Annotated in this window: 27 protein-coding genes and 1 pseudogene; 11 read left to right on the plus strand and 17 right to left on the minus strand. The window is 65.0% G+C overall.

Going from position 1 to position 26,692, the window contains the following annotated elements:
- Window positions 1–58: 58 nt before the first annotated feature.
- From ALC15_RS44140 to ALC15_RS13795, 10 genes and pseudogenes are all read right to left on the minus strand, one after another.
- Window positions 59–223 (minus strand): hypothetical protein, encoded by a 165-nt coding sequence (locus tag ALC15_RS44140; RefSeq protein WP_157860907.1) that lies wholly within the window; start codon window positions 221–223, stop codon window positions 59–61.
- Window positions 224–405: 182 nt separating this feature from the next.
- Window positions 406–2,628, minus strand: coding sequence for a fused MFS/spermidine synthase (locus ALC15_RS13760; protein WP_200914670.1), 2,223 nt, complete (start codon window positions 2,626–2,628; stop codon window positions 406–408).
- 175 nt (window positions 2,629–2,803) lie between these two features.
- Window positions 2,804–3,292 carry a DUF417 family protein gene (locus ALC15_RS13765; protein WP_050627682.1) on the minus strand — a complete coding sequence of 163 codons (489 nt, stop codon included), beginning with the start codon at window positions 3,290–3,292 and terminating at the stop codon, window positions 2,804–2,806.
- 140 nt (window positions 3,293–3,432) lie between these two features.
- Entirely contained in the window at window positions 3,433–4,650 is a 1,218-nt protein-coding gene (locus ALC15_RS13770; RefSeq protein WP_050627683.1) for an ABC transporter substrate-binding protein, read from the minus strand.
- Window positions 4,651–4,676: 26 nt separating this feature from the next.
- Window positions 4,677–5,650, minus strand: a pseudogene (locus tag ALC15_RS13775) (NAD(P)H-dependent flavin oxidoreductase).
- A 2-nt stretch (window positions 5,651–5,652) separates the two neighbouring features.
- Window positions 5,653–6,426 carry a crotonase/enoyl-CoA hydratase family protein gene (locus ALC15_RS13780; protein ID WP_050627684.1) on the minus strand — a complete coding sequence of 258 codons (774 nt, stop codon included), beginning with the start codon at window positions 6,424–6,426 and terminating at the stop codon, window positions 5,653–5,655.
- Window positions 6,427–6,435: 9 nt separating this feature from the next.
- Entirely contained in the window at window positions 6,436–7,227 is a 792-nt protein-coding gene (locus ALC15_RS13785; protein ID WP_050627685.1) for an SDR family NAD(P)-dependent oxidoreductase, read from the minus strand.
- Window positions 7,224–8,417, minus strand: coding sequence for a class I adenylate-forming enzyme family protein (locus ALC15_RS47185; protein WP_200914671.1), 1,194 nt, complete (start codon window positions 8,415–8,417; stop codon window positions 7,224–7,226). Before ALC15_RS47185 ends, ALC15_RS13785 begins: the two co-directional genes overlap by 4 nt.
- Entirely contained in the window at window positions 8,300–8,773 is a 474-nt protein-coding gene (locus ALC15_RS47190; protein WP_200914672.1) for an AMP-binding protein, read from the minus strand. The genes ALC15_RS47185 and ALC15_RS47190 overlap by 118 nt, the downstream gene beginning before the upstream one ends.
- Window positions 8,770–9,372: a TetR/AcrR family transcriptional regulator gene (locus ALC15_RS13795; protein WP_050627686.1), complete on the minus strand. Its 603-nt coding sequence runs from the start codon at window positions 9,370–9,372 to the stop codon at window positions 8,770–8,772. Before ALC15_RS13795 ends, ALC15_RS47190 begins: the two co-directional genes overlap by 4 nt.
- A 145-nt stretch (window positions 9,373–9,517) precedes the next feature.
- Between ALC15_RS13795 and ALC15_RS13800 the strand changes: the two genes are divergently transcribed.
- Together ALC15_RS13800 and ALC15_RS13805 are read left to right on the plus strand one after the other, a co-directional pair.
- Complete coding sequence (locus ALC15_RS13800; protein WP_128089513.1) at window positions 9,518–9,937, plus strand: Zn-ribbon domain-containing OB-fold protein; 420 nt, start codon at window positions 9,518–9,520, stop codon at window positions 9,935–9,937.
- An 18-nt stretch (window positions 9,938–9,955) separates the two neighbouring features.
- Window positions 9,956–11,095: a thiolase family protein gene (locus ALC15_RS13805; RefSeq protein WP_050627688.1), complete on the plus strand. Its 1,140-nt coding sequence runs from the start codon at window positions 9,956–9,958 to the stop codon at window positions 11,093–11,095.
- A gap of 18 nt (window positions 11,096–11,113) precedes the next feature.
- Here the strand turns inward: ALC15_RS13805 and ALC15_RS13810 are convergent, their stop codons facing one another.
- Complete coding sequence (locus tag ALC15_RS13810) at window positions 11,114–11,749, minus strand: TetR/AcrR family transcriptional regulator (RefSeq protein WP_050627689.1); 636 nt, start codon at window positions 11,747–11,749, stop codon at window positions 11,114–11,116.
- A gap of 251 nt (window positions 11,750–12,000) precedes the next feature.
- Between ALC15_RS13810 and ALC15_RS13815 the strand changes: the two genes are divergently transcribed.
- The 9 genes from ALC15_RS13815 to ALC15_RS13855 all read left to right on the plus strand — a co-directional run bounded on the left by ALC15_RS13815 (window position 12,001) and on the right by ALC15_RS13855 (window position 21,157).
- Entirely contained in the window at window positions 12,001–13,311 is a 1,311-nt protein-coding gene (locus ALC15_RS13815) for a phytoene desaturase family protein (protein WP_244486063.1), read from the plus strand.
- A 5-nt stretch (window positions 13,312–13,316) separates the two neighbouring features.
- On the plus strand, window positions 13,317–14,171 hold the full coding sequence (locus tag ALC15_RS13820; RefSeq protein ID WP_050627690.1) for an ABC transporter ATP-binding protein: 855 nt from the start codon (window positions 13,317–13,319) through the stop codon (window positions 14,169–14,171).
- On the plus strand, window positions 14,168–14,959 hold the full coding sequence (locus ALC15_RS13825) for an ABC transporter ATP-binding protein (protein ID WP_050627777.1): 792 nt from the start codon (window positions 14,168–14,170) through the stop codon (window positions 14,957–14,959). Before ALC15_RS13820 ends, ALC15_RS13825 begins: the two co-directional genes overlap by 4 nt.
- Window positions 14,959–16,893 carry an AMP-dependent synthetase/ligase gene (locus ALC15_RS13830; protein WP_050627778.1) on the plus strand — a complete coding sequence of 645 codons (1,935 nt, stop codon included), beginning with the start codon at window positions 14,959–14,961 and terminating at the stop codon, window positions 16,891–16,893. The genes ALC15_RS13825 and ALC15_RS13830 overlap by 1 nt, the downstream gene beginning before the upstream one ends.
- Window positions 16,894–17,766, plus strand: coding sequence for a branched-chain amino acid ABC transporter permease (locus ALC15_RS13835; protein ID WP_050627691.1), 873 nt, complete (start codon window positions 16,894–16,896; stop codon window positions 17,764–17,766).
- Window positions 17,766–18,812, plus strand: coding sequence for a branched-chain amino acid ABC transporter permease (locus ALC15_RS13840; RefSeq protein ID WP_050627692.1), 1,047 nt, complete (start codon window positions 17,766–17,768; stop codon window positions 18,810–18,812). The genes ALC15_RS13835 and ALC15_RS13840 overlap by 1 nt, the downstream gene beginning before the upstream one ends.
- 36 nt (window positions 18,813–18,848) lie before the next feature.
- Window positions 18,849–20,009, plus strand: a complete 1,161-nt coding sequence (locus ALC15_RS13845; protein ID WP_050627693.1) for an ABC transporter substrate-binding protein — start codon at window positions 18,849–18,851, stop codon at window positions 20,007–20,009.
- 4 nt (window positions 20,010–20,013) lie between these two features.
- Window positions 20,014–20,757: an NAD(P)H-dependent oxidoreductase gene (locus tag ALC15_RS13850; protein ID WP_050627694.1), complete on the plus strand. Its 744-nt coding sequence runs from the start codon at window positions 20,014–20,016 to the stop codon at window positions 20,755–20,757.
- Window positions 20,758–20,944: 187 nt separating this feature from the next.
- Complete coding sequence (locus ALC15_RS13855) at window positions 20,945–21,157, plus strand: hypothetical protein (protein WP_050627695.1); 213 nt, start codon at window positions 20,945–20,947, stop codon at window positions 21,155–21,157.
- Between the two features lie 38 nt (window positions 21,158–21,195).
- On the opposite strand, the gene ALC15_RS13860 is transcribed toward ALC15_RS13855, so the two are convergent.
- The 6 genes from ALC15_RS13860 to ALC15_RS13885 are packed head-to-tail and all read right to left on the minus strand — an operon-like array spanning window position 21,196 to window position 26,638.
- Window positions 21,196–22,389: an acyl-CoA dehydrogenase family protein gene (locus ALC15_RS13860; protein WP_094193871.1), complete on the minus strand. Its 1,194-nt coding sequence runs from the start codon at window positions 22,387–22,389 to the stop codon at window positions 21,196–21,198.
- On the minus strand, window positions 22,386–23,321 hold the full coding sequence (locus ALC15_RS13865) for an alpha/beta hydrolase (RefSeq protein ID WP_050627696.1): 936 nt from the start codon (window positions 23,319–23,321) through the stop codon (window positions 22,386–22,388). Before ALC15_RS13865 ends, ALC15_RS13860 begins: the two co-directional genes overlap by 4 nt.
- A gap of 1 nt (window position 23,322) precedes the next feature.
- Entirely contained in the window at window positions 23,323–24,072 is a 750-nt protein-coding gene (locus ALC15_RS13870; protein ID WP_050627697.1) for an SDR family NAD(P)-dependent oxidoreductase, read from the minus strand.
- A 1-nt stretch (window position 24,073) separates the two neighbouring features.
- Window positions 24,074–24,868 carry an enoyl-CoA hydratase/isomerase family protein gene (locus ALC15_RS13875; RefSeq protein ID WP_050627698.1) on the minus strand — a complete coding sequence of 265 codons (795 nt, stop codon included), beginning with the start codon at window positions 24,866–24,868 and terminating at the stop codon, window positions 24,074–24,076.
- Between the two features lie 13 nt (window positions 24,869–24,881).
- Window positions 24,882–25,379: an aromatic-ring-hydroxylating dioxygenase subunit beta gene (locus ALC15_RS13880; RefSeq protein WP_050627699.1), complete on the minus strand. Its 498-nt coding sequence runs from the start codon at window positions 25,377–25,379 to the stop codon at window positions 24,882–24,884.
- The gene (locus ALC15_RS13885; RefSeq protein ID WP_050627700.1) at window positions 25,379–26,638 is read right to left on the minus strand and encodes an aromatic ring-hydroxylating oxygenase subunit alpha; all 1,260 of its coding nucleotides are present in this window, start codon (window positions 26,636–26,638) and stop codon (window positions 25,379–25,381) included. The genes ALC15_RS13880 and ALC15_RS13885 overlap by 1 nt, the downstream gene beginning before the upstream one ends.
- Between the last annotated feature and the right edge of the window lie 54 nt (window positions 26,639–26,692).

Consider the following 26,692-nt stretch of genomic DNA (forward strand, 5'->3'; position numbering starts at 1 on the left):
GCATTTCACCGTTACCTGTCCAGGCTGGGAAGGGGCGGCCCGATCGCTGTTCCGGCGGTCACTGCCGGAAACCGCGATCGCGACCGCCCTCCCACTCCAGCCACGGTGCGGGAACTGCAATGGAACTAAAAAAAGCGGGATCTTTAAAAATGCAGGGAATGTGCTTGGACGGAAAGGCGATACCGGCGTCTGCCGGGCCGGCCGCCGATATGTCTGACTTCATCACATTCCGCTCCCAACTGGGGACCGTTTCCTAGTAGCAACAATTCGTCAATCAACGGTTGCATAAGCCGATGGGATTCGATTGACAAGACACGGTTGCCTGCGACGAATTGTCCGGTTCCAGGTTCCGAGTTCCAGGTTCTCGATGCCACCTGCGCGAGCGCGCGTCCCTGGATGCCGCTGCTAGTCCAGACCGAGATAGTAGCGCCACTCCGTTCCCATGTTGTCGTCGGTAACGAGAACCTGATCGGTTGTCCGCGACAGCAGGGTCGGACACTGCTCGATCATCTCGCCGTCGATGCGGAACTCGTTCATCAGCTCGTCGAGGAAATCACGGTCGGTCTTGTCGGCCGGATTGAACTGGCGCTTTCCGTCGATCGTGTAGGCCTCCAGGACCGCCCGCCAGCGTGCATAGTTCCAGTCAAGCGGAGCATTCGACGCCACCATGTGGTTGGTGAACCGCGCTCCATGGGCAAACACGGTGCATGCCGTCTTCTGCATCCGTCGCGACGACGTCGTGTTGTAGAACACGATGCCGCCGGGTTTGAGATGGCCGCTGACCAGTTCGAGAAACTCGACCGAGAGCAGATTCGTGGCATTGGCGCGGAAATTCCAGGTGGTATTGGAGATGACCGCATCGAACTGCCGTCCCGGGTGGCGACGCGACCAGCGGCGTCCGTCATCCGCGATGATAGTGACTTTGGGATGATGCAACAGCGATTGCACCTCGGGCCGCTCTGCGATCAATTCGGTGTAGCCCGGATTGATCTCGACGATGGTGAGCGATTCGACCGCCGGATTGTTCGCGATGACCTGTGCCCACGACCCGGATGCAAGCCCGATCATCAGCACGTCGCGCGGCGCCGGGTGAAACAGGCTGAGCGCATAAGCGCGGATGACACCGTTACGATCGGATTTCAGGCTGGTGTTGAAGCGTCCGTCATACATGCCGTTGCCGTAGACGACGCCGTCGGCGTCGACGGTAATCACGCCGCTCCGGTTCTCGACCACCCGGGCGAAGGCCTGACCGGAAGTCGTATGGGTCTGGAGGTTTTCGAACAGGTGTCGCGACAGCGGCGGCGCAATGAGCGTTCCGGCGCATAGAACGGCAACTGCGGTTGCCGCCGCCCTGGCCCGCGCGCCCGCCACGCTGGGGGACTTGTAGATCAGGAGCAGCGAGCACAGGGTGCCAATCCCGAGCAGCAACATGCTGATCTGCTGCAGACCGAGGTAATTCGTCAGGACGAAGCCGGTGACGACGGCGCCGGTGGCGCATCCGGCGATGTTCGCGCTGTAGAGCAGCGCGGTCTGCATGCCGGCGCGATCGTCCGCCGCGATGCCGAAATGCGAGAGGAACGGCAGCAGTGCGCCCCATTGCCGCGCGATCAGGTAGATCCCCGCGAGCACGATCAGGATGAATCCGATTCCCATTCCCGCGGACTGGTTCGCCAGCGGCAGAAAGGCAGCGCCCGCAGCGTTGGCCAAGATCAAGCCCCTGGCGGCCTCCCCCATCGCATCCGCAGGCGAAAGCCGCGCGCAGACTTGCGCCGTGTTGTACGCACCGCCGGCAACGCCGGCCAAGAAGCCGCAGAGCACGAAGGCGAACGCCATCGAGCTCGACCCGGAGGCAAACGACACGGTCCGAAACAGAAAGATCTCGAAGGACAGCGAGACGAAACCGCCGACGGCGGCAAGCAGCATCACGAACGGCATTGAAAGGATCGGCGGCGCCGTTCGCGGGCGCTGCGCAACGATGCTCGCGTCGTTCGACTCCTTGCGGCGATAATGGGCGATGAACGCACCGGCAGCGACCGCGACATTGATCCCCGCCGCGATGTACACCGCCGCGTGCATCCCGAGATGAGGGAAGATCACGATCGCACAAAGCAGGCAGGCCGCCGAGGCCCCCAACGTGTTGACATAATAGAGAAGGCCGACCGAATGGGCCGTCTGCCCCGACGTTCTCACGAGGTGCGAGACCAGGATCGGCAGCGTCGCGCCCATCAGAAGCGTCGGGATCAGCACCAGCAACAAATTTATGGCGCCGATGGCCGGCAACGACCAGTCGAGCGCAAGGTCGCCGATCCATTCGAAGATCGCAAGCGACACGACGCCGAACGCCGCGGTGAGCAATTCAATGATACCGAGCAGCAGCAAGGGCTGCACGGCGCGCCGCCGCGTGCTCCATCCGCCGGCAAGGCTGCCGAGCCCGAGGCCCAGCATGAACGCGGTCACGACGATAGTGACGGATTCCGTATTGACCCCGAAGATGCGGAACAGGCTTCGCTGCCAGGTGAGCTGGTAAACGAGCGCGGGAATTCCGGAGAAGAAGAACAGGATCGGCAGGATCCGATGGCGCACAGCTGATGAGACCGAGCTTGCCGTCGACAGTTCAAGGGCAGTCACGTTTATCCCCCCAATTTCGGGAGATTTCTCATAGCAACAATATGTCAATCGACGGTTGCAGCGCTCCCTCGGATTCGAGCAACGGGAGCGGCGTTTCGGCCGAACGCTTCAACGCGGACACGTTTTGGTCGCCGCGAGATACCATTGATTCAGCGATCGTTAACCAAGGCGACAACTACCCGGTTCGCGACCGGACGATCGACCGCGGCAACGACGCCAGCAACAGCACGAGGCAGACGCACAGCAGCACGATGTCCTTGAACAGGAACTCGCCGGCCAGGTTCCAGGCCATCGGGTCGGTCGACAGGCTCCATTTCACCACCCCTGGTGTCGTGAAGAAGAACGACCAGGTCACGGCAAAGGTGATCACGCCCATCAGCGCGCCGATCGCCGACAGGAGCGGGCTGAAAGCGCCGGCGGCCAGCAGCACCGCGATGCCGAACTCGGTGACGCCAAGCACATAGGCCTCGCCGCGGAGACCGAACACCGACAGCCACGAGACGAACGGGCTGTTGCTGATGAACTGCGCGATGCCTTGCGCCGATTGCAACGTGAATTTCTGCATCCCGAACGACACGAAGATCACCACCATGACCCAGCGCAGGATCGCGAGGGGACGAAACGAGCCCTCGCCCTGTTCGGCGATGTTGAACGACAGATTCATGCGGATGTTTCTTCCCTTGCTGCGATGCCGCTATCGGCCGCCGTTGCGGCGTTCGTGACATGACTACGCAGCGCGCCGCGCGCGTGTTACGCGCGGCGTCCGTCCCATCCATCACAAGGATGTGCAGGCGATGTGATCAGTCAGGCTGCAGTGAGCAGCTCGCCGACCTTCTCATAGGCCTCGCCCTTGAACCGCATCAGCTGAAACTGCTTGACCGGCACATAGTCGCTCGGCGTGGTGTTGAGGGTGATGCCGGGAATCAGCAGCGGCGCGGCGAAGTTCTTCAGGTTGGTCGCCTGGTGCAGGATGTTGGCGCGGGTCAGCTGGTCGCCGCATTGGCTGACGACGTGGGCGGCGGTTGCCGCCGCGGTGTAGCCGATCGCATAGAGATCGTCGGCGCGATCGGCATTCGGGACGTAACGGTCGAGGAACGCCATATACTGCTTCATGTCCGGCGTATCGGCCCAGAGCGGATTGCCGGGGTCCATCCGGGTCGCAAAGGCGAGGATGCCCTGCGCGGTCTCGAACCCCGCCGGCTTCAGCGTCGCGCGCACCGAGGCATTGCCGGCGCCGAGGAACACCTGCGGCCGCCACTCGAGCGCGGCCATCTTGCGCAGCGCCTGGCTCGCCATCTTCGGGATGGTGATGAGGAACACCACGTCGGCGCCGGATAGTTTCATCTGGACGATCTGGGAATCGACGGTGGGATCGCCGACCGAATAGTTCAGCTCGGAGACGATCTGCGCGGTCTTAGCGCCCAATCCCGCCTTCAGGCCCGACAGCGTCGCCTTGCCGGCATCGTCGTTCTGATACAGCACGCCGATCTTCGCATTGGGCGTTGAGTGGGCGATGTAGCGGCCGACGACGCCTCCTTCGATCTCGTAGGTCGATCCGCCGACCATGGTCCACGGATTGGTCGCCGGATCCGACAGCTTGCTGGCGGCTGCCGCCAGGAACAGCTGCGGGACCTTTCGCGCGTTCAGATATTTCTGCACGGCGATGTTGCCCGGCGTTCCCATCGCGCCGGCGATGAACAGCACCTCGTCGCCTTCGACCAGACGCCGCGCCGCCTCGACCGATTTCGGCGGGCTGTAGGCGTCGTCATAGTTGATGAACTTGATCTTGCGGCCGTTGATGCCGCCGGCGTCGTTCAGCATGCGGAAATAGGCATCCATCGCGTTGGCGAGCACGCCGAACGACGACACCGGGCCGCTGAGTGGTCCGAACTGCCCGATGCGGATTTCCTGGTCGCTGGCGCCGGGATCGTATGAGGCACCGGCAGACGCCTTGCCGCCAATCGACGCCGCGAGACCGGCCGCCATCGTCCCGAGCAGCGTTCTACGGCTGACCGTCATCATGGGTTTCCTCCGTTGGATTGGGCGCCTTAGGCGGCGCCTCCTTCGAATGCCAATTGATATTGCGCGGCGATCTCGTCGACGATGTCGGCCGCCGCCGTCACCGCATGGACGCCGGAGACTGAATGCCCGGCGCTCCAGACTTCGATCCAGCGCCGTGGTCCTCCGGCATCGCTCTTGCCGCCGAACTTTTCGCGCGCCCGCGCCTCCGACACGGACTCGTCTAGATTTGCGGGATCGAGGCCTGCGGCGACGATCGATGGCCGCAGCATGCTGGCGTCGAGCCCGGTGAAGGCCTTGGTCAACATGATATCGTCGAGCGTGCTGTCGACCAGCATTCTCCGATAGGCATCGCTCGCCATGCTCTCGCGGGCCGCGATGAAACGCGTTCCCATATAAGCGAGATCGCAACCGAGCAGCTGCGCCGCGGCGAGCGCGGTGCCGTCGGTCACGCCGCCCGCGAGCACGACCGGACCGTCGAACATGGCGCGCACCGCGCGCACGAAGGCGAACGGATTGGCCCAGCCGGTCTGCCCGCCGGCCCCCGCGGTCAGCAGGATCAGGCCATCGCGCCCGCCTCGATCGCCTTCTCGGCATGCCGCAGCGAGGCGATGTCAGCGAACACGAGGCAGCCGACATCGTGCAGCGGCTGCACCGCCGCGGCCGGCGAGCCGACGCTGGTGATGACCATCTCGACCTTATGCCTGACGAGGCAGGCGAGATCATCCTTGAAGCGCGGCTGACGGATGATGAGGTTCGGACAATGCGGTGCGGCCGGGCGGCCGCGCTCCGCGACATTGTGCTCGATCTGGGTGAGCCAGGCATCGAGCTCCTCGACCGAGCCGGCGTTCGCGGTCGGAAATGCGCCGATCGCGCCGGTGCGGCAGACCGCGGTCACGAGATCGACACCGGATACACGCAGCATCGGCGCTGCGATCAGCGGCAGGCGAAGCCGCTGCACGATCGCGGCCGGAAGCGCGCTCCGGCGGGCAGAGGCCTGCATGATCAGCGCCCCTTCCACACCGGCTTTCGCTTCTCGGCGAACGCCTTCAACCCTTCGACGCGGTCCTCGGAGTTCAAGGCGCGTTCCGCGATCGGGCCCTGCGCGGTCCATCCCGCCTCATCGGTCCAGTTCGCGGCCTGGAAGATGATCTCCTTCGACGCAGCGAGCGCGGTCGGGCCATTGACCAGGATCTCGTTGCCGAAGGCGATCGCCGCCTCGAGCGCGTGTCCGGGTTCGACGAGCCGGTTCACGAGGCCCAGGCGCTCGAAATACTCCGCGCCCTTGAACTGCCCGGTCAGCGCCAGCTCCATCGCGATATGATAGGGAATCCGCTTCGGCAGCCGGAACAGGCCGCCACCGATCGCAACGACGTTATGCCTGACCTCCGGCAGTCCCATCTTGGCGTCGCGCGCGGCGACGATGAGATCGCAGGACAGGCAAAGCTCGAGCCCGCCGCCGACCGCATAGCCCTCGACTGCCGCGATCAGCGGCTTGCGCGGCGGCCGGCGAAACAATCCGAAGCCACCGCGTTCGGTGACACCCCGCTCGCCGCGCGCCACCGCCTTGAGGTCGGCACCGGCCGAGAAGTTGCCGCCCGCACCGGTGATGACGCCCGCGAACAGCGCGTCCTCCGCGTCAAGCAAGTCCATCGCATCGGAGATGCCGCGCGCGAGCGCCGCGTTGCAGGCGTTGCGCGCCTCGGGACGGTTCAGGGTGACGACGAGGATGTGGCCGCGCCGCTCGGTCAGAACGACCTGTTCGTTCTCGGTGCTCATCGATGCGCCTCACAATGCGAAGGTAAAGCCGCCATTGACCGGATAGGTCTGGCCGGTGATCCATGCGCTCGCATCGGAGGCGAGAAACAGCACCATGTTGGCGACGTCGGACGGCAGGCCCGGGCGGCGGATGACGTACTTCTCCATCATCTTCTTCTGCATCTCGGGATTGGCCTTCAGCCGCGCCTCGATCGCCGGCGTCAGGGTCGCGGCAATCGCCACGCAATTCGCCGTGATGTTGTGGCGGCCGAGCGATCGCGCGACTGCGCGCGTGAAGCCCGCGGCGCCCGCCTTCGCACCTGAATAGACTTCGAGGCCCGCTTCGCCGGCGCGGCCGGCATCCGAAATGATCGTGACGATGCGGCCGCCCTTGCGCGCGATCATCTGCGGAATGCAGGCCGAGGCGCAGTTGATGACCCCGTAGAGATTGACGCCGATGAAGCTGTTCCAGACCTCCGGGCCGGTCTCCCAGAACGGCTTGCGCGCATCGGGATCGGGCGTCGCACCGGCGTTGCCGGCATTGTTGACGAGCACGTCGATCGTGCCGAAGGCCTGCTCGGCCTTTCCGATCATCGCCTTCACCGAGGCGAGATCGGTGACGTCGGCCTGCGCCGCGATCGCCTTGCCGCCGGTGGCGTTGATTTCGCGCGCGACCTGCTCGGCGCGTTCAAGGAAGTAATCGTTGACGACAATGCCCGCCGCGTTGTGCGCGGCGAAATGCAGCGCGATCTGGCGCCCGACGCCCTGGCCGGCGCCGGTGATCAGCGTCACCTTGCCGTTCAAATCAAGGATGTCACTCATACGTTTCTCTCCCGTCCCTTCCAGTAGGGCTCGCGCAATTCGCGCTTGAGCAGCTTGCCCATGGTGTTGCGTGGCAGTTCGTCGACGATCGACAGCGTCCTGGGCCGCTTGTACGAAGCAAGGTGGTCACGGCAGAATGCTAGGATCGCGGCCTCGTCGGTTTCGTGGCCCGGCTTCAGCTCGCAGAATGCCTTGACCTGCTCGCCGAACTCGTCGTCGGGGATGCCGATGACAGCGACGTCCTGGACGTCGGGATGCCTGAGGATCGCCGCCTCGATTTCGGCCGGGTAGATGTTGACGCCGCCGGCAATGATCATGTCCTTGGCGCGATCGGTGATGAACAGATAGCCGTCGTGGTCGAGCATCCCGACGTCGCCGACCCGGAAATATCCGGCGTCGTCCCGCGTATCAGGTCCAAGCGGCTTGCCGTTCAGATAGGAGCGGATCGTCACCGGCGTCCTGATCCAGATCTCGCCAGACTGGTTGCTCGGCAGCTCGCGCCCGTCGGCATCGCGAATCGAGATGTCGACATGCTTGTGCGGCCGACCGCTCGAGCCGGGCTTGCGCTCCTGCATCTCCGGCGGCAGGAAGCTGATCATGCCGACCTCGGTGGCGCCGTAGCCTTCGCCGAGGACGCCGCCGCCGAAGGTGCGGATGATCCAGCGCTTGAGCTCATAGGGCACCGGGGCCGCGCCGACCGACAGCGCACGGATCGACGACACGTCGTAGGTATCGAGCACGTCCTTCGGCAGCGCCGCGAGGCGCTTGTACATGGTGGGGACGCCGGTCCAGTTGGTGACGCGATGCTGCGCGATCAGGCGAAGCGCGGCCTCGGGATCGAAACGGCGCATCATGACAGTCGGATTGCCGAGCTGGATCGCGCCCCAGACTTGGGACGGGCCAGCGCCGTGATGCAGCGGCAGCGTCAGCAGCGACACGCCGCCGGGCTGGCCGCGCCGGGTCGATGCAACGTCAGAGAGATATTCGCTGGTGCGCGCATCCATCTGCACGCCCGGCTGCAACACCGAGACCACGCCCTTGGGCAGGCCGGTGGTGCCCGAGGTGTAGAGGATCAGCGGCGGCCGTCCGGTTGAATGCAGCGCCGGCTCTGCGGAGGCGTCGAGAAGATCGGAGAATGCGACGAACCCGGGCGACGCGGCACCGATCGAGACCGCGAGCTTGATCGGCAAACCTTCGAATGCGGCTTCAACGCCGAAGGATCCTCATCGTCGCAGACGACGACCTGGGCGCCGCTGTTGGACAGCACATACTGCGTCTCCGACGGCGTCAGCCGCCAGTTCAGGCCGAGCAGCGAGCAGCGCAGCTTGCCGATCGCCTCGCTCAGAACAGGCCACTCGATCCGGATCTGGGTCCGCAGCACCACGATGTCGCCGGCGACGACGCCCCGGGCCGCGAGGCCATGGGCAACGCGGTTCGCGGCGTCGTTGAGCTGCGACCAGGTCAGCTGGCGATCGCCCTCGATGAAGGCGACATCATCGGGACGGTTGGCGGCCCAATACTCGACGCTGTTCGGCAGAATGCTCATTTCGCCAGCCTTCCCTCGACCGTGGCAATGAAGCAGGCGCTGATGGCCTCAAGATCGACGCCCTGCGGATCGACCAGCCACTGCGCGACTGATCCGCGCAGACCGGCGAGGATCAACGCGCTCTCGGTTTCCAGATCGATGTCGGGGCGCAACCGGCCCGCGGCGATCCCTGCCCTGAGACCCGCGGCGATCTCGCCCCGCGTTTCGCGATTGAGCTTGGCGACGGTGGCGGTGATCGGCGGTACGGTGAGCGCGCCGGCCAGCACGGCGTGAAACGCGCGCGCCATGACAGGCGTTCGGGCCGGCATCACGAAGTAGTATTTGAACGACGCGATCAGGCCGTCATATCCGGTCAGCTCTGGCGAAGCGGCGCGGCGGTCGTTGATGAATGAATCGATGATGTACGCGCCGAGCGCCGACAGCAGGTCCGCTTTGGTCTTGAAATAGTGCGACGGCAATCCGCGGCTGTAGCCGGCGCGCGCACCTGCCTCCGCCAGCGTGATCGCCTCGAGTCCGTTCTCAGCGACGATCAGCGCGGCGGCTTCAAGGATCCGCCGCTCCGCTTCGTCGCGTCGCTCGACCTGCGTCCGCCGAGACACGGGCGCCTCGTCTCGCGATTCCTGCGCGCGTCGAACTGCTCGTGCCATTCAGCTTCGCTCCCTTTGCCGTGCGGCGACTTCTTGCTTGCATTCAAGCTAGAATAATGTTTGTTGGTCAGTCAACAAGTTTCTTTGGAGGAAACGCATGCAACCGAACAAGCTATTGAAACCAAGCCTGTATTCCGAAGGATCGAGCAATCGGGATGGCACGACTGTTCGCCTTAAGGGCGGCCGATGCCGCTGCGGCTACGTCTTCTTCCCGATGCAGACCTATGGCTGCGAGCGCTGCGGCAGCTACGGCGATGCGCTGACGCCCTACGAATTGTCGGCCGAGGGCACGCTGCTTGCGGAAGCGAGCGTTCATCTGCACGCCGACAAGAACCGCCTGGCCCCCTTCACCATCGTCAAGGTCGCGCTCGATGACGGCCCCGTCATCCGCACCCTGCTGGCCGACGACAGCCCACCGGTTACGCCGGGACAGCGCGTAACGGGCAGACTCGTTCCGACGACGCAGAGCGAGAGCGGCGAGACCGTGCTCGATCTTCGTTTCAGCATCGCATCCTGATCGATCCGGAGGTTCGCCATGGCACGATCACTCAACGAACTGCGGCCGGTCTACGTCGTCGGCATCGGCTGGCATCGCTATCAGAACCCGAGCGAGACACCATATGTGGAGCTCGGCCTCACCGCGATCCGCTCAGCGCTTGCAGATGCGCGGATCGAATGGCCCACGGTGGAATCGAGCTATGTCGCGACCGCGCTGCTCGGCATGGCGTCGGGGCGGCCGATGCTGCGCCATCTCGGCGCGACCGGTGCGCCATTGATGCATGTCGAGAACGCTTCGGCCTCCGGATCGACCGCGTTCCGCCACGCCTGCATCGAGGTCGCAAGCGGCATCTCCGACGTCGCGCTGGCGGTCGGCGTCGACAAGCGCAATCCGGTGCGGCGCTCGGACACCGGCATCGGAAACCTTGCCGAAGACGCGATCGTTCCCTTCACGCATTTTGCGCTGTTGACCAATGAATACGCGGTCCGGCACAACGCATCGACTGAGGACATCGCACAGGTCGCGGTGAAGAACCATCGCAACGGGGCGAAGAATCCCAATGCGCAGCGGCAGCAGGAGCGCACGCTCGACGAGGTGCTCGGCGGCAAGCGGGTGTCGGGATCGCTGACGGCACTGCAATGCACGCCGATCGGCGAAGGCGCTGCGGCCGTGATCGTCGCATCCGAGGACGGCATTCGCAGGCTGGGCATCGACGCCGGCCGCGCTATTCGCACCACGGCGTCCGTCGGCCGCAGCGAGCGGGTCTATCCGCCCGGCGCCGGCTTCGACGCGGCGCTCACCAAGGAGACCGCAGACCTCGCCTTGGCGCAGGCCAAGCTGACGCCTGGGGATCTCGACATCATCGAGCTGCACGACGCCTTCACGGTGGAGGAACTGCACTACATCGAGAGCATCGGCCTCTGTCCCGAAGGGCACGGCGTTCGCATGCTCAAGGAGGGCGCGCTCGATATCGGCGGGCAATGCGCGATCAACCCTTCCGGCGGCCTGATCGCGATGGGGCATCCGATCGGGCCGACCGGCATCGGCCAGATCGGCGAGATCGTCATGCAGCTGCGCGGTGAAGCGGGCCCGCGCCAGCATGGCGGCGCGCGAACCGGGCTGGCGCATATGGTTGGCGTGGGCGCGGTCTGTTACGTGCACATCCTGCAGAAGTGACGCTTCGCCGCGATGGCCCTACGCGCGCTGGCGCAGCGGCCGCGCGGCATCCTTCGCCGGCACCGGCATGGTGAAACCGTACAGGAACAGGTCCACCACCATGTCGGCGAACTCGCTGGGGTCGATCCCACCTTTGGGGTCGTACCAGGTGTGGCTGAAGTTCAGGATGCCGAACAGCATCATGCTGTAGATCTTCTTGGTCCGCTTGACGATCTTGCCCTCCTTGTCGAGCTTGACCAGGAGATCGGAGACCGTGTCGACGAGCTGGCGCTCCAGCGCCTTGATCGTGTCCTGCTCGGTCTCACCGAGGAACGAGAGGTCGTTGAGAATCACGCGCTGCTCGTCGCTCGAGCGCGCATTGAGCGCGACGATGGCCTGAATCGCGGCGCGGAACTGCTCCAGCGTCGTCGTTTTGCCGGCCATCGCGGCCTCGACGTCGGCGATCATCTCGCGGATATGCGCATCGAGGATCGCAAACAGGATCGCTTCCTTGGAGTCGAAATAGTGATACAGCGCGCCGCGCGACAGCTTGCAGGCGTCAGCAAGGTCGGCGATCGAGGCACGCATATAGCCCTGCCGCGCGAACAGGCCGCAGGCGGTGGTGAGAATGCCCTGCTGGATCTCGTCGTAATTCTCTGAGCGCGTCCGCGCCATTACAGTCTCTCTCGTCCACCGCTGACGCCGCCGGAATCGGGCGGCTTCCGTCTCTCTATACTATTGCCGCCGCGCGCTCCTCCCCTTTGCGGGCACCATCCACCACAACTCATCTATCTGGCGCGGCGGGATCATTGACCTGCGTCAAAAAATAATTTGAACGACCGGTCGGATTATATTAGGCTGCTCGTCATCAAGCAAGCGGATTGCGCACGCCGGAACCAACCCGGCGGCACGGAGGGAGGCTGCGCGTGGATGCTCAGAGGATCGATGCTGTCGTGATCGGAGCCGGCGCCGGCGGGCTGTGCGCCGCGGCGCGTCTCGCCCATGGCGGGCTGCATACGCTCGTCGTCGACGACAAGGACCGGCTCGGCGGCCGCGCCTCGACCGAGGAGATCGACGGCTTCAAGGTCAATATCGGCGCGATCGCGATCGAGTTGGGCGGGGTGTTCGAGGAGACCTTCCACACCGTCGGCGCGCCGCTCGATATCCGCGCGCCGGAGCCTGCGAGCTCGTTCTTCATCGACGGCAAGGTGATTGATGTCGGCCGCGGCGGCTGGTCGCTGCTGCTGGGGCAACTCACCAAGCAGGCCTCGCGCATCCTGGAGAAGTTCGCCGATGCCCGCTCCGGCAATCTGCCCGACGGACGGCAATCGACCGAGGACTGGCTGAAAGGCTACACCAGCAACGCCACGGTGCACGCGCTGTTCCGCAATCTCTGCGCAGCGATCTTCGCCTGCAACGCCGCCGAGCTGCCGGCCCGCGCCTTCCTCACCTATTTCACCAGCAAGGGCGCCTTCAAGAAATTCGGCTTCTGCCCGCAAGGCACGATCGGTGTCTGGAACAGCCTCGGCAGCGCGATCAGGCGCAATGGCGATATCTGGCTCGGCACGCCGGCGACGACGATCCATACCTCGAACGGCAAGGTCGAAGGCGTCACCGTGCTGCGCAACGGCGAGAAGGTGCGGATCGACACCGACCTCGTCATCAGCAATGCCGGCCCGAAAGCCACTGTCGCGCTCGCGGGCAGCGATGCGTTCCCGCCCGATTATATCGCCAAGGTGAAGAACGATCTGCGCCCGGCCGCCAATATCGTCATCAACGTCGCCAGCCGCGAGCCGCTGATCAACCATCCCGGCATCGTCACCTTCGGCAAGACGCGCCGGCTCTGCAACATGGCCAATCTGTCCGCGACCTGTCCGGAGCTGGCGCCGCCTGGCTGGCATCTCTACGTCGCCTATGCCGTGCCGGTACCCGCGCTCGGCGATTTCGATGGCGATGCCGAGGTCGCGCTCGCGCTGGAAGACCTGCGCGAGCAGTTCGCCAATTTCGACCAGGCAAAAATCCTGTCGATCCGGGTGATGCGGGACGACTGGCCGGCGCAACGTAGCTGCGCCGGTTACGATCTGCCGCGCGAAACCGGCATCGAGGGCCTGTGGTGCGTCGGCGACGCGGTGAAGCAGTATGGCAATGGCGGCACCCAGGCCTGCGCCGAGACCGCCAAGATCGTCACCGACGCGATCCTCGCCGCACGCCCGCGTCGTTCGGCCGGCCGGGTCTGAGCGCGATGCCGACGACTGTCCCGCATCCGACGCCGCAGGCAGCGCCACAGGCGACGCCGGCGCCGGATACTCTGCTCGAATTCCGCAACAACCGGATCGTCTACGACAACGCGATCGAGGCGATCCGCGATGTCTCGATCGCCGTGCCTGAAGGCAACATCGTCGCCTTGCTCGGTTCCAACGGCGCCGGCAAGTCGACGTTGCTGAAGGCGATGTCCGGCATCCTCTACACCGAGGAAGGCGTGATCGAGAACGGCAGCATCCGCTTCCGCAACGAAGAGGTGCATCGCCTCGCGCCGGACGAGCTGGTCCGCCGCGGCATCGTGCAGGTGCCGGAGGGACGCCGCGTGTTCGCGGCGCTGACCATCGACGAGAATTTGCAAATGGGCGGCTACACCAGCACCGGCGCCGAGGCGCGCGAGCGCCGTGACAAGGTGTTCACGCTGTTTCCACGCCTATATGAGAGGCGCGACCAGATCGCCGGCTACATGTCCGGCGGCGAGCAGCAGATGCTCGCCATCGGCCGCGCGCTGATGACCGATCCGGTGCTGCTGGCGCTCGACGAGCCGTCGCTCGGCCTCGCGCCGCTGATCATTGATCGCATCTACGAGGTGATCGTCCGCCTGCGCGACGAACTGAAGATGACCGTGCTGCTGGTCGAGCAGAACGCGCAGCGCGCGCTCGATATCGCCGACTACGGCTACATCCTGGAGACCGGCCGCGTCGTGCTCGACGGCACAGCCAAAAAGCTCACCGCCAACGAGGACGTCCAGGAATTCTATCTCGGCGTCTCCTCGTCCGGCCGCAAGAGCCTGCGCGACGTCAAGCATTACAAGCGGCGCAAGCGGTGGCTGTCGTGACCGCGTTGCTCGCGATCGAGAACCTGTCGAAGCGCTTCGGCGGCCTGCACGCGGTCGCCGATGTCAGCCTGCAGGTGAACTCTGGCGAGATCTGCAGCGTGATCGGGCCGAACGGCGCCGGCAAGACCACACTATTCAACATGATCTCGGGCGTGCTGCGGCCGAGCGGCGGCCGCATCAGCTTCGACGGCATCGACCTTGCGACCATTTCACCGTGGAAGTTCGCAGCAGTCGGCATCGGTCGGACCTTCCAGAATCTCGCACTGTTCAAGCACGGCACCGTGGTCGAGAACATCCTGACCGGCCGCCACACCCACCTGCGCTCGACCGTGCTCGATGCCGTGGTGTTCTTCGGCCGCACCCGCAAGGAAGAGATCGCGGCCCGGCAGCGCGTCGAGCACATCATCGAGTTCCTCGAGATCGAGCACATCAGGGATGCCGTGGTCGGCACCCTGTCCTACGGCCAGCAGAAACGCGTCGAACTCGCCCGGGGGCTCGCCTGCGAGCCGAAACTGCTGCTGCTCGACGAGATGGTCTCCGGCATGAACCAGGAGGAGACCGAGGACATCGCGCGCTTCGTGCTCGATATCCGTGACGAACTCGGCATCACCGTCGTGATGATCGAGCACGAGATGCGCATCGTGATGGACATCTCCGACCGCATCCATGTGCTGAATTTCGGCCGCAAGATCGCCGAGGGCACACCCGACGAGATCAGGCGCGATCCCGCGGTCGCGGAGGCCTATCTCGGCGGCCAGCGCGCCGGGGCGATGAAGGTGGGCGCGTGATGTCGACGCTGGATAGCTTCCGCACAGCCCATCCGCCGTTGCAGGCCAGCGCGGAGCGCAGCGCGCCGCTGGCAAGTATCGATGCGTTCCAGACAGCGCTCGAGGAAACCGCCATCACCATCCCGCAATTGCTGCGACAGCGCGCCGCCCTGCATGGCGAGGCGTTAGCGCTGCGCGAGAAAGACTACGGCATCTGGAACCCGTATTCTTGGCGGCACTATTACGAGACCGCACGTGCGGTCGCGTTGGGCCTGCTGTCGCTCGGCATCAAGCCGGGCGATCGCATCGCCATCGCCGGCGAGAACACGCCGGAATGGTTCTATGCCGATCTCGGCGCCCAGATGATCGGCGCGGTCGCGGTCGGCATCTATCCGACCAATCCCTGGGTCGAGCTGCAGTATATCGTCAAGCATTCCGGTGCCCGCATCGTCGTCACCGGCGACCAGGAGCAGACCGACAAGGTGCTCGACGCAATGGCCAACAATGGCGGCCTGCCGGATCTCGAGGCCATCGTCTGCATCGACATGAAGGGGCTGCGGCACTACCGCCAGTCGGAGCTGATGTCGTTCGAAGCCCTATGCGAGCGCGGTAACGCCCATGCGCAGCAGAACCCGGACGCCGATGCCACGCTCGACCGCCTGATCGGCCAGGGCGCGCCCGACGATGTCTGCATTCTCGTCTACACCTCGGGCACGACGGGTCCGCCCAAGGGCGCGATGCTGACCCATCGCAACCTCGTCTACGCCGCCTATGCCTATGCCAAGACCGTCGGGATCGCCGACAAGCCGTTCGAGGCCGTGAGCTATCTGCCGCTGTGCCACGTCGCCGAGCGCTGCTACGGCACGGTGACGCATCTGGTGCTCGGCGGCACCGTGTCCTTTGCCGAATCGATCGACACGGTCGCGGTCAACATTCGCGAGATCGCGCCGACCTTCTTCGTCGGCGTGCCTCGCATCTACGAGAAGCTGCAGCAGGGCTTTCTGTTCCGGCTCGGCGAGAGCGGCAGGCTGCGGCAAGGCTTTACAAGAGCCTGCCTCGCCTGGGGCCGCAGGCTGTCCGACCGACGGCAGGCCGGCAAGGCCAACCTGCTCGATCGCGCCGCATTCGGCCTGCTCTACCTGCTGATGTTCCGCAATCTGCAGCGCCATCTCGGTTTCGCCTACAGCCGGCACCGGCTGTGCGCCGGCGCTTCGATCTCGCCGGAGACGCTGCGCTTCTTCGACATCGTCGGTCGCCCGGTGTCGCAAGGCTATGGCCTCACCGAGAGCGGCGGCGTTGCCTTCATCCAGACCGAGAGCCATCATCGGATCGGTGGCTGCGGCATCCCGCTGCCGCAGACCGAATGGAAACTCGACAGCGACGGCGAGATCCTGCTGCGCAACCCCGGCGTCTTCAAGGGTTACTTCCTCGACGAGAAGGCCTCGACGGCATCGCTGGAACAAGGCGGCTGGCTGCGCACCGGCGACATCATCGACATCCTTGATAACGGCGAAATCGCCGTGGTCGACCGCAAGAAGGCGATCATCATCACCGCGGGCGGCAAGAACATCGCGCCATCGGAGATCGAGAACGCGCTGAAGGATTCCGAGTTCATCAAGGAAGCGATCGTGGTCGGCGAGGCCCGGAAGTACCTCGGCGCCATCATCCAGGTCGATTACGACAATGTCGGCCGCTGGGCACGCGACCGCGCGCTGGCCTACACCAACTACAAATCGCTGTCGCAGCTGCCTGACGTGCACGAGCTGGTCGAGCGCATCGTGGGCGAGACCAACAAGCGGTTCGCCCGGGTCGAGAACATCAGGCGCTTCGCCATCCTGGAGAAGGAGCTCGACCATGACGACGGCGAGCTGACCGCGACGCAGAAAGTGCGCCGCGCCATGATCGAGAAGAAGTTCGCGCGCGAGCTCGCCATCATCTACCAGGCGGAGGGCTGAATGCAGTATCTGATCCAGCTGCTGATCTCGGGGCTCGCGATCGGCGCGATCTACGGCCTGATCGCGATGGGATTTGCGGTGATCTACAAATCGACCGGGCTGGTCAATTTCGCGCAGGGCGAGATGACCATGATCACTGCCTATATCGCCTGGACGATCTCGACCACGGTGAGCGGCAATGTGTTCGTCGTCGCAATCGGCGCCATCCTGGCGGCGGTCGTGCTCGGCCTCGTCATCGAGCGGCTGGTGATGCGGCCGATGCTGGGCGAGCCGGTGTTCGCGACCGTGATGGTGACGATCGGGCTCGCAGTGATCCTGCGCTCGGCGATCAACTTCATCTGGGACGCCTACCCGCACGGTCTCGATATCGGCATGGGCCGCAGCGTCGTACATCTCGGCGGCATCGGCGTGCGCACCGGCCAGCTTGCCGTGATCGCGACGCTGCTTCTGCTGCTCGCGGCGATCTGGGCGTTCTTCCGCTACAGCAAGGTCGGTGTCGCGATGCGCGCGGTCGCGGCCGACGACCGCACCGCGCTCCTGATGGGCATCAGCGCGACGAAGGTCCATGCGCTGGCCTGGGCCGCGTCCTCCCTGATCGCCGGCATCGGCGGCGTGTTCTTCGCACTGTCCTACGATCTGTCGCCGGCCATGTTCCAGCTCGGGCTGAAGGCGTTTCCGGCCACGATCCTGGGAGGTCTCGATGCCGTGCTGGGGTCCGGCCTCGGCGGCCTGCTGATCGGCATCACGGAAAATCTGGCCGGCGGCTATCTCGGCTCAGGGATGAAGGAGGTCGCGGGCTTTGCCATGATCATCGTGGTGCTGATGGTCCGCCCGTTCGGCATCTTCGGCGAACGCGATATCGAGAGGGTGTGATGCGGACCGGCGATTACAAGCAGAGCTACGGCGAGCTGGTTGCACTGATCGATTCCCCGCCGGTCTGGCTATGGTCGGCGGTGCTGCTGTTGGGACTGATCGCCGCGCCCTATCTGCTGAACTCCTACGCGCTGTCGTTCCTGATGATCATCCTGATCACGGTGACCGGCGCGCTCGGGCTCAACATCCTGACCGGCTACACCGGCTTGATCTCGCTCGGCCATGTCGGCTTTCTCGTCACCGGCGCCTATGCCTATGCGGTGCTGGTGTCGAAATATCAGATGCCGCCGCTGGTCGGCTTCCTCGGCGCCGGCGTGGTGCCGGCGCTGGCGAGCCTGATCGTCGGTGCGCCGTCGCTGCGGCTGAAGGGGCTCTATCTCGCCATCACCACACTCGCCTTCTCCTTCATCATCAATACGGTGATCCTGGAGATGCGCTGGCTCACCAACGGCGCCCGCGGCATCCAGGTGCAGCGGCCCGAGATCTTCGGCATCAGTTTCGACGGCGATGCCGCCTTTACCTATCTCTGTCTTGCGATCGCGGCGCTGACGCTTCTCGCCACCCTCAACATCCGCCGCAGCCGGGTCGGCCGCGCCTTCGTCGCGATCAGGGACAACGACACCGCCGCCCGCGTCATGGGTATCAATCTGCACGCCTACAAGCTGTTCGCCTTCGTCACCTCGGCCTTCATCACCGGTATCGCCGGCGCGCTCTACGGCATCTATCTGTCGTTCGTCAGTGTCGAGGGCTTTCCGTTCCTGCTCTCGATCGAGGCGCTGGCGATCCTGATCGTCGGCGGGCTGGGCTCGGCGCTCGGCGCGGTGCTCGGCACCATCCTGATCGTGCTGCTGCCGGAGGCGACACGGCTCGTCTTCAGCCTGTTCAGCGCGCAGATGGACGCGACCTTCACGACCGGCGCGCAGGAGCTGAAGAGCATGCTCTACGGTCTCGTCATCATCCTGTTCCTGCGCTTCCAGCCTCGCGGGCTGGTCGGCGCCTGGCACGACATCAAGCGGGCCTGGGTGCACTGGCCGCTGCGCTACTAACCAAGAAAAACGACACAACACCATGAGGAGGAGACAATGATCAAACATCTGGCGGCAGCCTCGCTGCTGCTCACCACCGCCTGTCTTGTCGCCGGCCCGGCTCGCGCCGCCGATCCCGGGATCACGGACACCGAGATCCTGATCGGCGACGTCGAGCCGCTGACCGGCCCACCGGCGTTGCTCGGCGTCGCGGCCTCGCTCGGCCACAAGATCGCGATCGCGGAGGCCAACGCCGCCGGCGGCATCAACGGCCGCAAGATCAAATATGTGCTGGAAGACGACGGCTACGTCACCGCGCGCACCATCCAGGGTGTCAAGAAGGTGATCGACGTCGACAAGGTCTTCGCGATGATCGGCATCTCCGGTTCGGGCCAGTCGATCGCCGTTATGCCCGTGCTGGAGAAGTCGGGCATCCCGACCGTGATCGACGTCGCGCCGGTCAAGCACCTCTGGGAGCCGCCGCGCAAGAACGTGTTCGTGGTCGGACAATCCTATGAGGAGGGCATCGTCCACCTCGTCAACTTCCTGGCCGACAAGAACCCGGGCAAGAAGTGGGGCCTGATCACCCAGGACGACGATTACGGCATCACGGTGCGCGACGGCTTCGATAGCGTGGTCAAGGCCAAGAAGCTGAACGTCGTCTACAGCGGCAATTACAAGAAAGGCCAGCAGGACTTCTCGTCCGACATGCTGCAGCTGAAGGACTCCGGCGCCGAGGTGTTCCTGGCCGGCGGCATCATCGCCGAGAACATCGCGATGATGAAGGAGATCGAGAAGCTCGGCATCAAGCCGGTGACCGGCATCTTCTGGCCCGGCCGGATCGAGCCGGTGCTGAAGCTGATGGGCCCGGCCGGCGACGGCATCTACGCGGTCGACTATGTCGAGCCGTTCGCCGGTGCCGCCGGCAGGGCGTTCCTGGAAAAAGCGAAGCCACTCGTATCGGAGGCCGAGTTCAAGGGCATCAACCGCTACACCATGACGGGCTACGCCGCCGCGAAGGTGCTGATCGCGGCGATCGAGCGCTGCGGCAAGCAGCCGACCTGGGCCTGCACCATCTCGGAGCTGGAGAAGACCAAGAATGTCGAGACCGGCGTGATGGCGCCGATCAGCTTCGGCCCTGGCGTCCGCTTCTCCAACCAGAAGCTGCAGATCATGCAGGCCGATACGGCCACGCTCAGCTTCAAGCCGGTGAACTAGATCAATGAAGGTCCTGATCGTCTTTGCCCATCAGGAGGCGCAGTCATTCAACACCGCACTGCTGGCGCGGTCGGTGGCGGAGCTCACCGCGCTCGGGCATACGGTCAGGATCTCCGACCTCTACGCAATGGGCTTCAATCCGGTGGCGACCGCGGACGACTTCGGCGAGCGACGGTTTCCCGACCGCCTGCAATATGACCGCGAGCAGAAGTACAATCTGCAACAGGGAACACTCAGCGGCGACATCGCCGCCGAGATCGAGAAGCTATTGTGGTGCGACGTCCTGATCCTGCAATTTCCGCTGTGGTGGTTCTCCGTCCCCGCCATCATGAAGGGCTGGATCGACCGCGTCTTCGTCAATGGCGCGGTCTATGGCAGTGGCCGCCGCTACGACACCGGCGGCCTCGCCGGCCGCCGCGCCATGGTCGTGACCTCGACCGCCGCCTATCCCGGCATGTGCGCGCCCGACGGGCTGGTCGGCGCGCTCGACGTGGTGTTATGGCCGATCCAGAACGGCATGCTGGCCTATGCCGGCTGCAAGGTACTGCCGCCTTTCGTGTCCTATTCGGTGAACTTCGTCGACGAGACGACGCGGCATCGCTATCTCGACGACTACGCCGAGCGGCTGCGGCAGCTCGAGACCACCGAGCCGCTGTTCTTCCATCCGCTGGCGGATTTCGGCGAGGACTGGCGGCTGAAGCCCGGGATCGCCGCGCAGGCGGTCGGCCAGGGTAAGCATACCAGTTGATCGTTCCGTCGCGGTGCCACGTGCGACTTGAGTAACCGCCAAGCGCACCGCCCGGCGAACCCGCTTCACCCGTCCACAACTCAACGCTGCACGTATTGCATACATTTATCAACGCGCGACGGCGCGTTTGTTAACATTTGGACGGCATTCCTTTTCCCGCATCGGGTCGGGGAAATTGGAGAGTTCGATGAACGGCGATTGGATGTCGGTTTTGCTCTCGTGGTGGCCGTTCGTCATGCTTATCGGCGCGTGGATTCTGATCGTTCGCCTGAACCGCCAACGCACAGCGTCCGGGCTCTCCGTCGTGGAGCTTTATGAGCAACAAATCGCCGAGACCCGGCGTACGAATGCCATCCTGGAGAAGATCGCGGACGCACTCCACAAGGGCTCCGCGAACTGAATATCCGAGTGGTGGAGGCCGCGGTCGCAACGCCCGGTTCACATCCGCTTGGCTACTTCTTCCAGCATCACCTCGGTGGCGCCGCCGCCGATCGTCAGCACCCGGGCGTCGCGCACCATGCGCTCGATCGCTGTGCCGCGCATGAAGCCTGAGCCGCCATGCAGCTGCAGGCAGCCATGCACGACCTCGTGCAGTACCTCGGGCGACAACGCCTTGACCATCGACACCTCGCGGAGACATTCCTTCCCGGCCGCCGCGAGCTCGGCGGCCTGATAGGCCAGCGCCCGCGCGGCCGCCGCCTTCGCGGCGAGCTGGGCGAGCTTCATCCGCACGCCCTGCTGGTTCCAGAGCGGGCCGCCGAACGCCTGCCGCGTCTTCACATAATTCGTCGTCAGCTCGATCGCCTTGGCCGATTCGCCGGCGCAGATGCCGCCGATGCAGATCCGCTCGTTCTGGAAGGTCTCCATGATGCCATAGAAGCCCTTGTTCTCCTCGCCAAGCAGATTCTCCGCCGGCACGCGGACGTCCTGGAAGCCGAGCTCGGCAGTGTCCGAGCAGAGCCAGCCATGCTTGTCGAGCTTGGTCGCCGTGATGCCCGGCGTGTTGCGTTCAACGATGAACAGCGAAATTCCGCGACTGCCCTTGGCATGCGGATCGGTGCGCGCGGCGACGATCAGGATATCGCCATAGACCGCGTTGGTGATGAACATTTTCGCGCCGTTGATCACCCAATGATCGCCGTCACGGCGCGCGCGGGTCTTGAGGCCTGCGACGTCGGAGCCGGCATCGGGCTCGGTCACCGCGATCGAGCAGACCGTCTCGCCGCGAATGATCGCCGGGAGATACTTCCGCTTCTGCTCAGGCGTGCCGCGCAAGGAGATGTGCACCGCAGACATGTCGGTGTGTACGAGGATCGACGAGGTGAAGCCGCCGAAGCTCGAACGGCCGAGCTCCTCGGCGAACACCATCGAGGCCAGCGGCCCCATGTCGGTGCCGCCATATTCGGTCGCGTGGCGCATGCCGAGGAAGCCGAGCGCGCCCATGCGGCGATAGATTTCGCGCGGGATCTTGCCGTCGCGCTCCCACGCATCGGCATGCGGCACCACCTCCTTCTCGACGAAGCGGCGGACCTGCTCGCGCAGCATGCGCAGTTCTTCGGGCGGGTTGGGCGGCTCCGGGAAATGGAATTCGGTCTCAGCGAGCTGGCGCGAGTCCGACGTCATGACGTTCATTGTGGCGCCCTCTCTGGGGTAATGTGAAGATGGTTGCGCAAGAATTTTGCCAGCGATGCGATCGCCTCGCGCGCCTGCGCAATCTCCGGGAACATCTGGAAGACGTGGATCATGCCGTCCCAGACCTGGAGTTCGACGTCGACGCCGGCCGCCTTGGCGCGCGCAGCGAGTTCCACTGAATCGTCGCGGACGGTTTCGCGGTCGCCGACCTGCACCAACAGCGGCGGCAGGCCGGCGAGATCGGCATAGAGCGGCGAGGCCAATGGATCGCTGACATCGCCGTCCTTGCCGAGATAGTTCTTCGCCAGCGCCAGGATCATGGCACGCTGGTGGATCGGATCGGCCTCCGCCCTGCTCTCATAGCTGGCGCCGGTCGCGGCGAGATCGGTCCAGGGTGACATCAGCATGCCAGCGGCCGGGAGCGGCAGGCTGCGATCACGCGCGGCGAGCATCGCAGCGAGCACGAGATTGCCACCGGCGGAGTCACCGGCGAAGGCGATATCCGCCGCATGCAATCCCTGATCGCGCAGATATCGATAGGCCGTCAACGCATCATCCAGCGCTGCCGGAAAGCGGTGCTCCGGCGCAAGCCGATAATCGATCGCGAGCACGCGACAGCCGGATGCATCGGCGATCCGCGCGATCAGATCGCGATGCGAGGCGACCGAGCCGATGCGGAAGGCGCCGCCGTGAAAATAGAGGATCGCCTTGTCACGCGATGCGTTGGCGGGCACGATCCATTCGCCATCGACGCCGCCGGCAGAGACCGGCCGGCACGTCACCGGCACCGAGCAGCCGGCAAAGGCAGCATCCCAATCGCTCCGCATCTGCGCCACGGTCGTTTCGCGGGTCCAGTTCCGATAGATTGCGCGCAGGCGCTCGATCGCACGTTCGACCGGATCGATTGCGATATCGTCGCCCGCGCTCGCCATCTCAGCCGCCGATGCCCATGCCGCCGGACACGCCGAGCGTCTCGCCGGTGATATAGGCCGCCTGGTCGGAAGCCAGGAACAGCGCAGCGGCCGCGACCTCCTCCGGCTCGCCGAGGCGGCCGAGCAGCGTCGCGCCGGTCATCGCCTGCAGGATCTTGTCGCCGCCCTTGGCGACCGCCTGCTCGAGCATCGGCGTGCGGATCGGCCCCGGCGCGATCGCGTTGGCGGTGATGCGAAACCGCGCATTCTCCCGCGCGATGCTCCGGGTGAAGGAGATCACGCCGCCCTTGGCTGCGGAATAAACCGCGCCGCCCTTGGAGCCGAGCCGCGCCGCTTCCGATGTGACGTTGATGATGCGACCGAAACGCGCCGCCTGCATTGCCGGCAGGGCGGCATGCGTGCAAGCCAACACCGAGATGAGGTTGACCGCGATCAGCCGGGCCCAATCCTCCGCACTGGTGTCGGTGAAGAAGGCGTGCTGATCGATGCCGGCATTGTTGACGACGATGTCGAACGGGCCGTCCTGCGTCATCACGGCCTGTACCGCCCTGGCGTCGCTGACGTCGAGCCCCGCGACCCCGGCATCGATCTCGCGCGCAAGTTCAGAGGCCGCGGCGACATCGAGATCGGCGACCACGACCCTGGCGCCGGCGCCGACAAAGCTGCGCGCGATCGCAGCACCAATGCCGCGCGCGCCGCCGGAGACGAAGGCACGGCGTCCGTCGAGGCGTCCGAATGGCAAGGTCGCCACCTCAGCGCCCCGTGAACACTGGTTTGCGCCGCTCGATCACGGCGGCGAGCCCTTCGCGAGCATCGGCCATGCCCGAGAGCTCGGCAACGGTGCGGGCCTCTTCCGACAGGCACTGCTCGATGCTGGTGCCGGTGCCGGCCCAGACCAGCCGCTTGGTCGCCGCCAACGCTTTCGGCGCACCGTCAGCAAGCTCGCGCGCCAGCGCGAGCGATGCATCGGCGAGCTCGGCGTCGGGCACGACCTTGGTGACGATGCCCATCTGCAAGGCTTCGGCTGCCGGGATCACCGGATTGGTCAGCAGGATCGACATCGCCCGCCGCAACCCGACCAGCCGCGACAACGTGACCGAGACGCCGGCATCTGGCGCCATCGCCACCCGCGTCGCACCCGCAAGGAATTTGGCGGACTCTCCCGCAATCACTATGTCGGAGGCGCATACCAGGCCGAAGCCGCCGCCGCCCGCGGCAAAGCCCTGCACCGATGCGATCACCGGCGCTTGGAGCCGCAGCAATCCGGTCACCGCATTCTGCAGATAGGCGGTGGCTTGCCGGATATAGTCCGGCAGCTTCTCGCCCTTGGAGGCAAAGGCGCGGACATCGCCGCCGGCGCAGAAATTGGCGCCCTCGCCGGTCAGCAGCACCACGCGCAAATCCGGATGGCCGTGGCACAGCATGATGGCTTCGCACAGCGCGCTCAGGAGCTCGGCGCTCATGCCGTTGGCGGCATCGGGCCGGTTGAGCCGCAGCCGCGCGATGCCGTCGGTGATGTCGAGCAGGACGGGGCCCTTGTCGATCATGGCGAGACCTTCCCTAGACCAGAAACGAGAGCGTGTAGATCGCCTTGTCATTGTTGACGAGAATGACCTTCTTGTGGGCCATCCGCAATTCACCATCGACATGACGCAGCCGGTATTCGTTGCGCGCCGCCCACAACGTATCGTCGCGCAGGCTCGACTCGAAAATCAGGCTGTTGCTGGCGACCGCGATGTCGCCATTATCAGGCTGCTCGTCCATCAATTCGATGTTGGAGATCAGTCGGCGCAAATTCGACTGCGGCGTCTGGGTGAAATGCTTGCCGGTCATCAGCTGCCGGACGCGTAGCGCGATCCGCGAGCGGTTGTCGTAGATGATCGACATCTGCCGCTCCGGGTCGATGTCGGCGCCGTTGGCCGGCACCCAGTAGACGCCGTCGTCGGTCCAGAGCTTTTCCCAGGCCTCGTATTGATGCTCGTCCTGAAGCCGCGCCTCGCGATAGAGGAAGGCGGTGATGGCGCTCATCAACGTGGCGCTGCTTTCGCGCGACAGCATCAAACCGGCTCCATCAGCTTGCGATAATGGGTCCAGATGCCGCGCGACGGCACCTCGTCGGTGACGTGCCCGACGGTGAAGCCGAGTTCGTCCCGCCGCTCGCGCTTCTCGCCGCGACCGAGGAAGATCCATTCCGGATTGCGCGCCAGCACGCCGCGATGGCAGCGCTCATACATCTCGGAATCATCCGCGAGCAGGAAACCGGCCGGGCCGACCGAGCCCATGGTCTGCTGGCGCAGCCTCCGGTTCAGATCGGGCGCGCCCTTGAATTGCAGTGCGGTGACGTGCTGCACGCTGTCGTCGACGCCGAGCGGCTGGATCACGAACATCTGGATCTCGGCGATGAACAGGTTCGGGAAGATCATCACATGCGGCGTGCCGTCGATCATGATCTCGCGCGCCGCGGTGTCGCCATACGCCATCTTCATCCGTGCCGTATAGTCCGGCAGCCGTTCTTCGCTTGTCCCGAACCAGCTCATCGGCGCATCGCGCTTGCGGAACTCGGGCCGCAGGTCGATCTCGGTATGGCCGTTGCCGTAATCGCGGGTCAGCGCGGTCGAGGCGCCACCATAGAGCTTGCCGATCATGCTGTCGGCGACACCGAAGATCGAGGTGTGCACGAAGGCGGGATGATAACCGTCGCACTCGTTCTCCAGGATGAACTTCCAGTTCGCCTTGACGCGGTGCTTGAGGAAGCCCGCCGTGATCTCGACCTCGCCCTCCGGCGAGGTGCGCACCAGTCGATCGATGGTCTCCGCGGCACCGCCGAGATGCTCCTTCAGCGTCGGACCATCGGCCGCGAACGAGCCAAACACGAAGCCGCGGTAGGACTCGACGCGCGTCACCCGCCCGAGCGCGAGCTGCGCCTTGTCCTGCCCCTCGTAGCCGTCAGGGAAGGCATAGCCGACCAGCCGGCCATCATTGGCAAAGGTCCAGGAATGGAACGGGCAGGTGAACGAACGCGCATTGCCGCGCTCAAAGGAGCAGACCTGGTTGCCGCGGTGCGAGCAGCGGTTGAGCAGCAGATTGACCTTGCCCTGCTCGTCGCGCGTCATGATCACGGATTGCGGGCCGATCGACTTGACCACGTAGTCGTTGGCGTTCGGCACCTCGCTCTCGTGGCCGACATAGACCCAGGTGCGGTACCAGATGTGCTTGAGCTCGGCCTCGAAGATCTCGGGATCGGTGTAGAGCGATCCGTGCACCCGGTCGGGCCGGATCAGCCGCTCCCATGGCGAGACGCCGGTCATCATGTTCATCACTCCGTCTCCCTCGCCCGCCACCTGCCTGCGGATGTCCTGCCGGTCGCCAAT

This window comes from Bradyrhizobium viridifuturi, assembly GCF_001238275.1.
GTDB classification, from domain to species: Bacteria; Pseudomonadota; Alphaproteobacteria; order Rhizobiales; family Xanthobacteraceae; genus Bradyrhizobium; species Bradyrhizobium viridifuturi.

Bases quoted from the DNA above. Each gene is read 5' to 3' on its own strand.
- ALC15_RS13860 (WP_094193871.1), bottom strand. From the start codon at position 22,389: ATGAACGTCATGACGTCGGACTCGCGCCAGCTCGCTGAGACCGAATTC.
- ALC15_RS44140 (WP_157860907.1), bottom strand. From the start codon at position 223: ATGAAGTCAGACATATCGGCGGCCGGCCCGGCAGACGCCGGTATCGCC.
- ALC15_RS47190 (WP_200914672.1), bottom strand. From the start codon at position 8,773: ATGAGCATTCTGCCGAACAGCGTCGAGTATTGGGCCGCCAACCGTCCC.
- ALC15_RS13820 (WP_050627690.1), top strand. From the start codon at position 13,317: ATGCCGACGACTGTCCCGCATCCGACGCCGCAGGCAGCGCCACAGGCG.
- ALC15_RS13785 (WP_050627685.1), bottom strand. From the start codon at position 7,227: ATGAGTGACATCCTTGATTTGAACGGCAAGGTGACGCTGATCACCGGC.
- ALC15_RS13850 (WP_050627694.1), top strand. From the start codon at position 20,014: ATGAAGGTCCTGATCGTCTTTGCCCATCAGGAGGCGCAGTCATTCAAC.
- ALC15_RS13880 (WP_050627699.1), bottom strand. From the start codon at position 25,379: ATGCTGTCGCGCGAAAGCAGCGCCACGTTGATGAGCGCCATCACCGCC.
- ALC15_RS13885 (WP_050627700.1), bottom strand. From the start codon at position 26,638: ATGAACATGATGACCGGCGTCTCGCCATGGGAGCGGCTGATCCGGCCC.
- ALC15_RS13780 (WP_050627684.1), bottom strand. From the start codon at position 6,426: ATGAGCACCGAGAACGAACAGGTCGTTCTGACCGAGCGGCGCGGCCAC.
- ALC15_RS13770 (WP_050627683.1), bottom strand. From the start codon at position 4,650: ATGATGACGGTCAGCCGTAGAACGCTGCTCGGGACGATGGCGGCCGGT.
- ALC15_RS13805 (WP_050627688.1), top strand. From the start codon at position 9,956: ATGGCACGATCACTCAACGAACTGCGGCCGGTCTACGTCGTCGGCATC.
- ALC15_RS13840 (WP_050627692.1), top strand. From the start codon at position 17,766: ATGCGGACCGGCGATTACAAGCAGAGCTACGGCGAGCTGGTTGCACTG.
- ALC15_RS13845 (WP_050627693.1), top strand. From the start codon at position 18,849: ATGATCAAACATCTGGCGGCAGCCTCGCTGCTGCTCACCACCGCCTGT.
- ALC15_RS13800 (WP_128089513.1), top strand. From the start codon at position 9,518: ATGCAACCGAACAAGCTATTGAAACCAAGCCTGTATTCCGAAGGATCG.
- ALC15_RS13855 (WP_050627695.1), top strand. From the start codon at position 20,945: ATGAACGGCGATTGGATGTCGGTTTTGCTCTCGTGGTGGCCGTTCGTC.
- ALC15_RS13835 (WP_050627691.1), top strand. From the start codon at position 16,894: ATGCAGTATCTGATCCAGCTGCTGATCTCGGGGCTCGCGATCGGCGCG.
- ALC15_RS13865 (WP_050627696.1), bottom strand. From the start codon at position 23,321: ATGGCGAGCGCGGGCGACGATATCGCAATCGATCCGGTCGAACGTGCG.
- ALC15_RS13810 (WP_050627689.1), bottom strand. From the start codon at position 11,749: ATGGCGCGGACGCGCTCAGAGAATTACGACGAGATCCAGCAGGGCATT.
- ALC15_RS13830 (WP_050627778.1), top strand. From the start codon at position 14,959: ATGTCGACGCTGGATAGCTTCCGCACAGCCCATCCGCCGTTGCAGGCC.
- ALC15_RS13765 (WP_050627682.1), bottom strand. From the start codon at position 3,292: ATGAATCTGTCGTTCAACATCGCCGAACAGGGCGAGGGCTCGTTTCGT.
- ALC15_RS13875 (WP_050627698.1), bottom strand. From the start codon at position 24,868: ATGATCGACAAGGGCCCCGTCCTGCTCGACATCACCGACGGCATCGCG.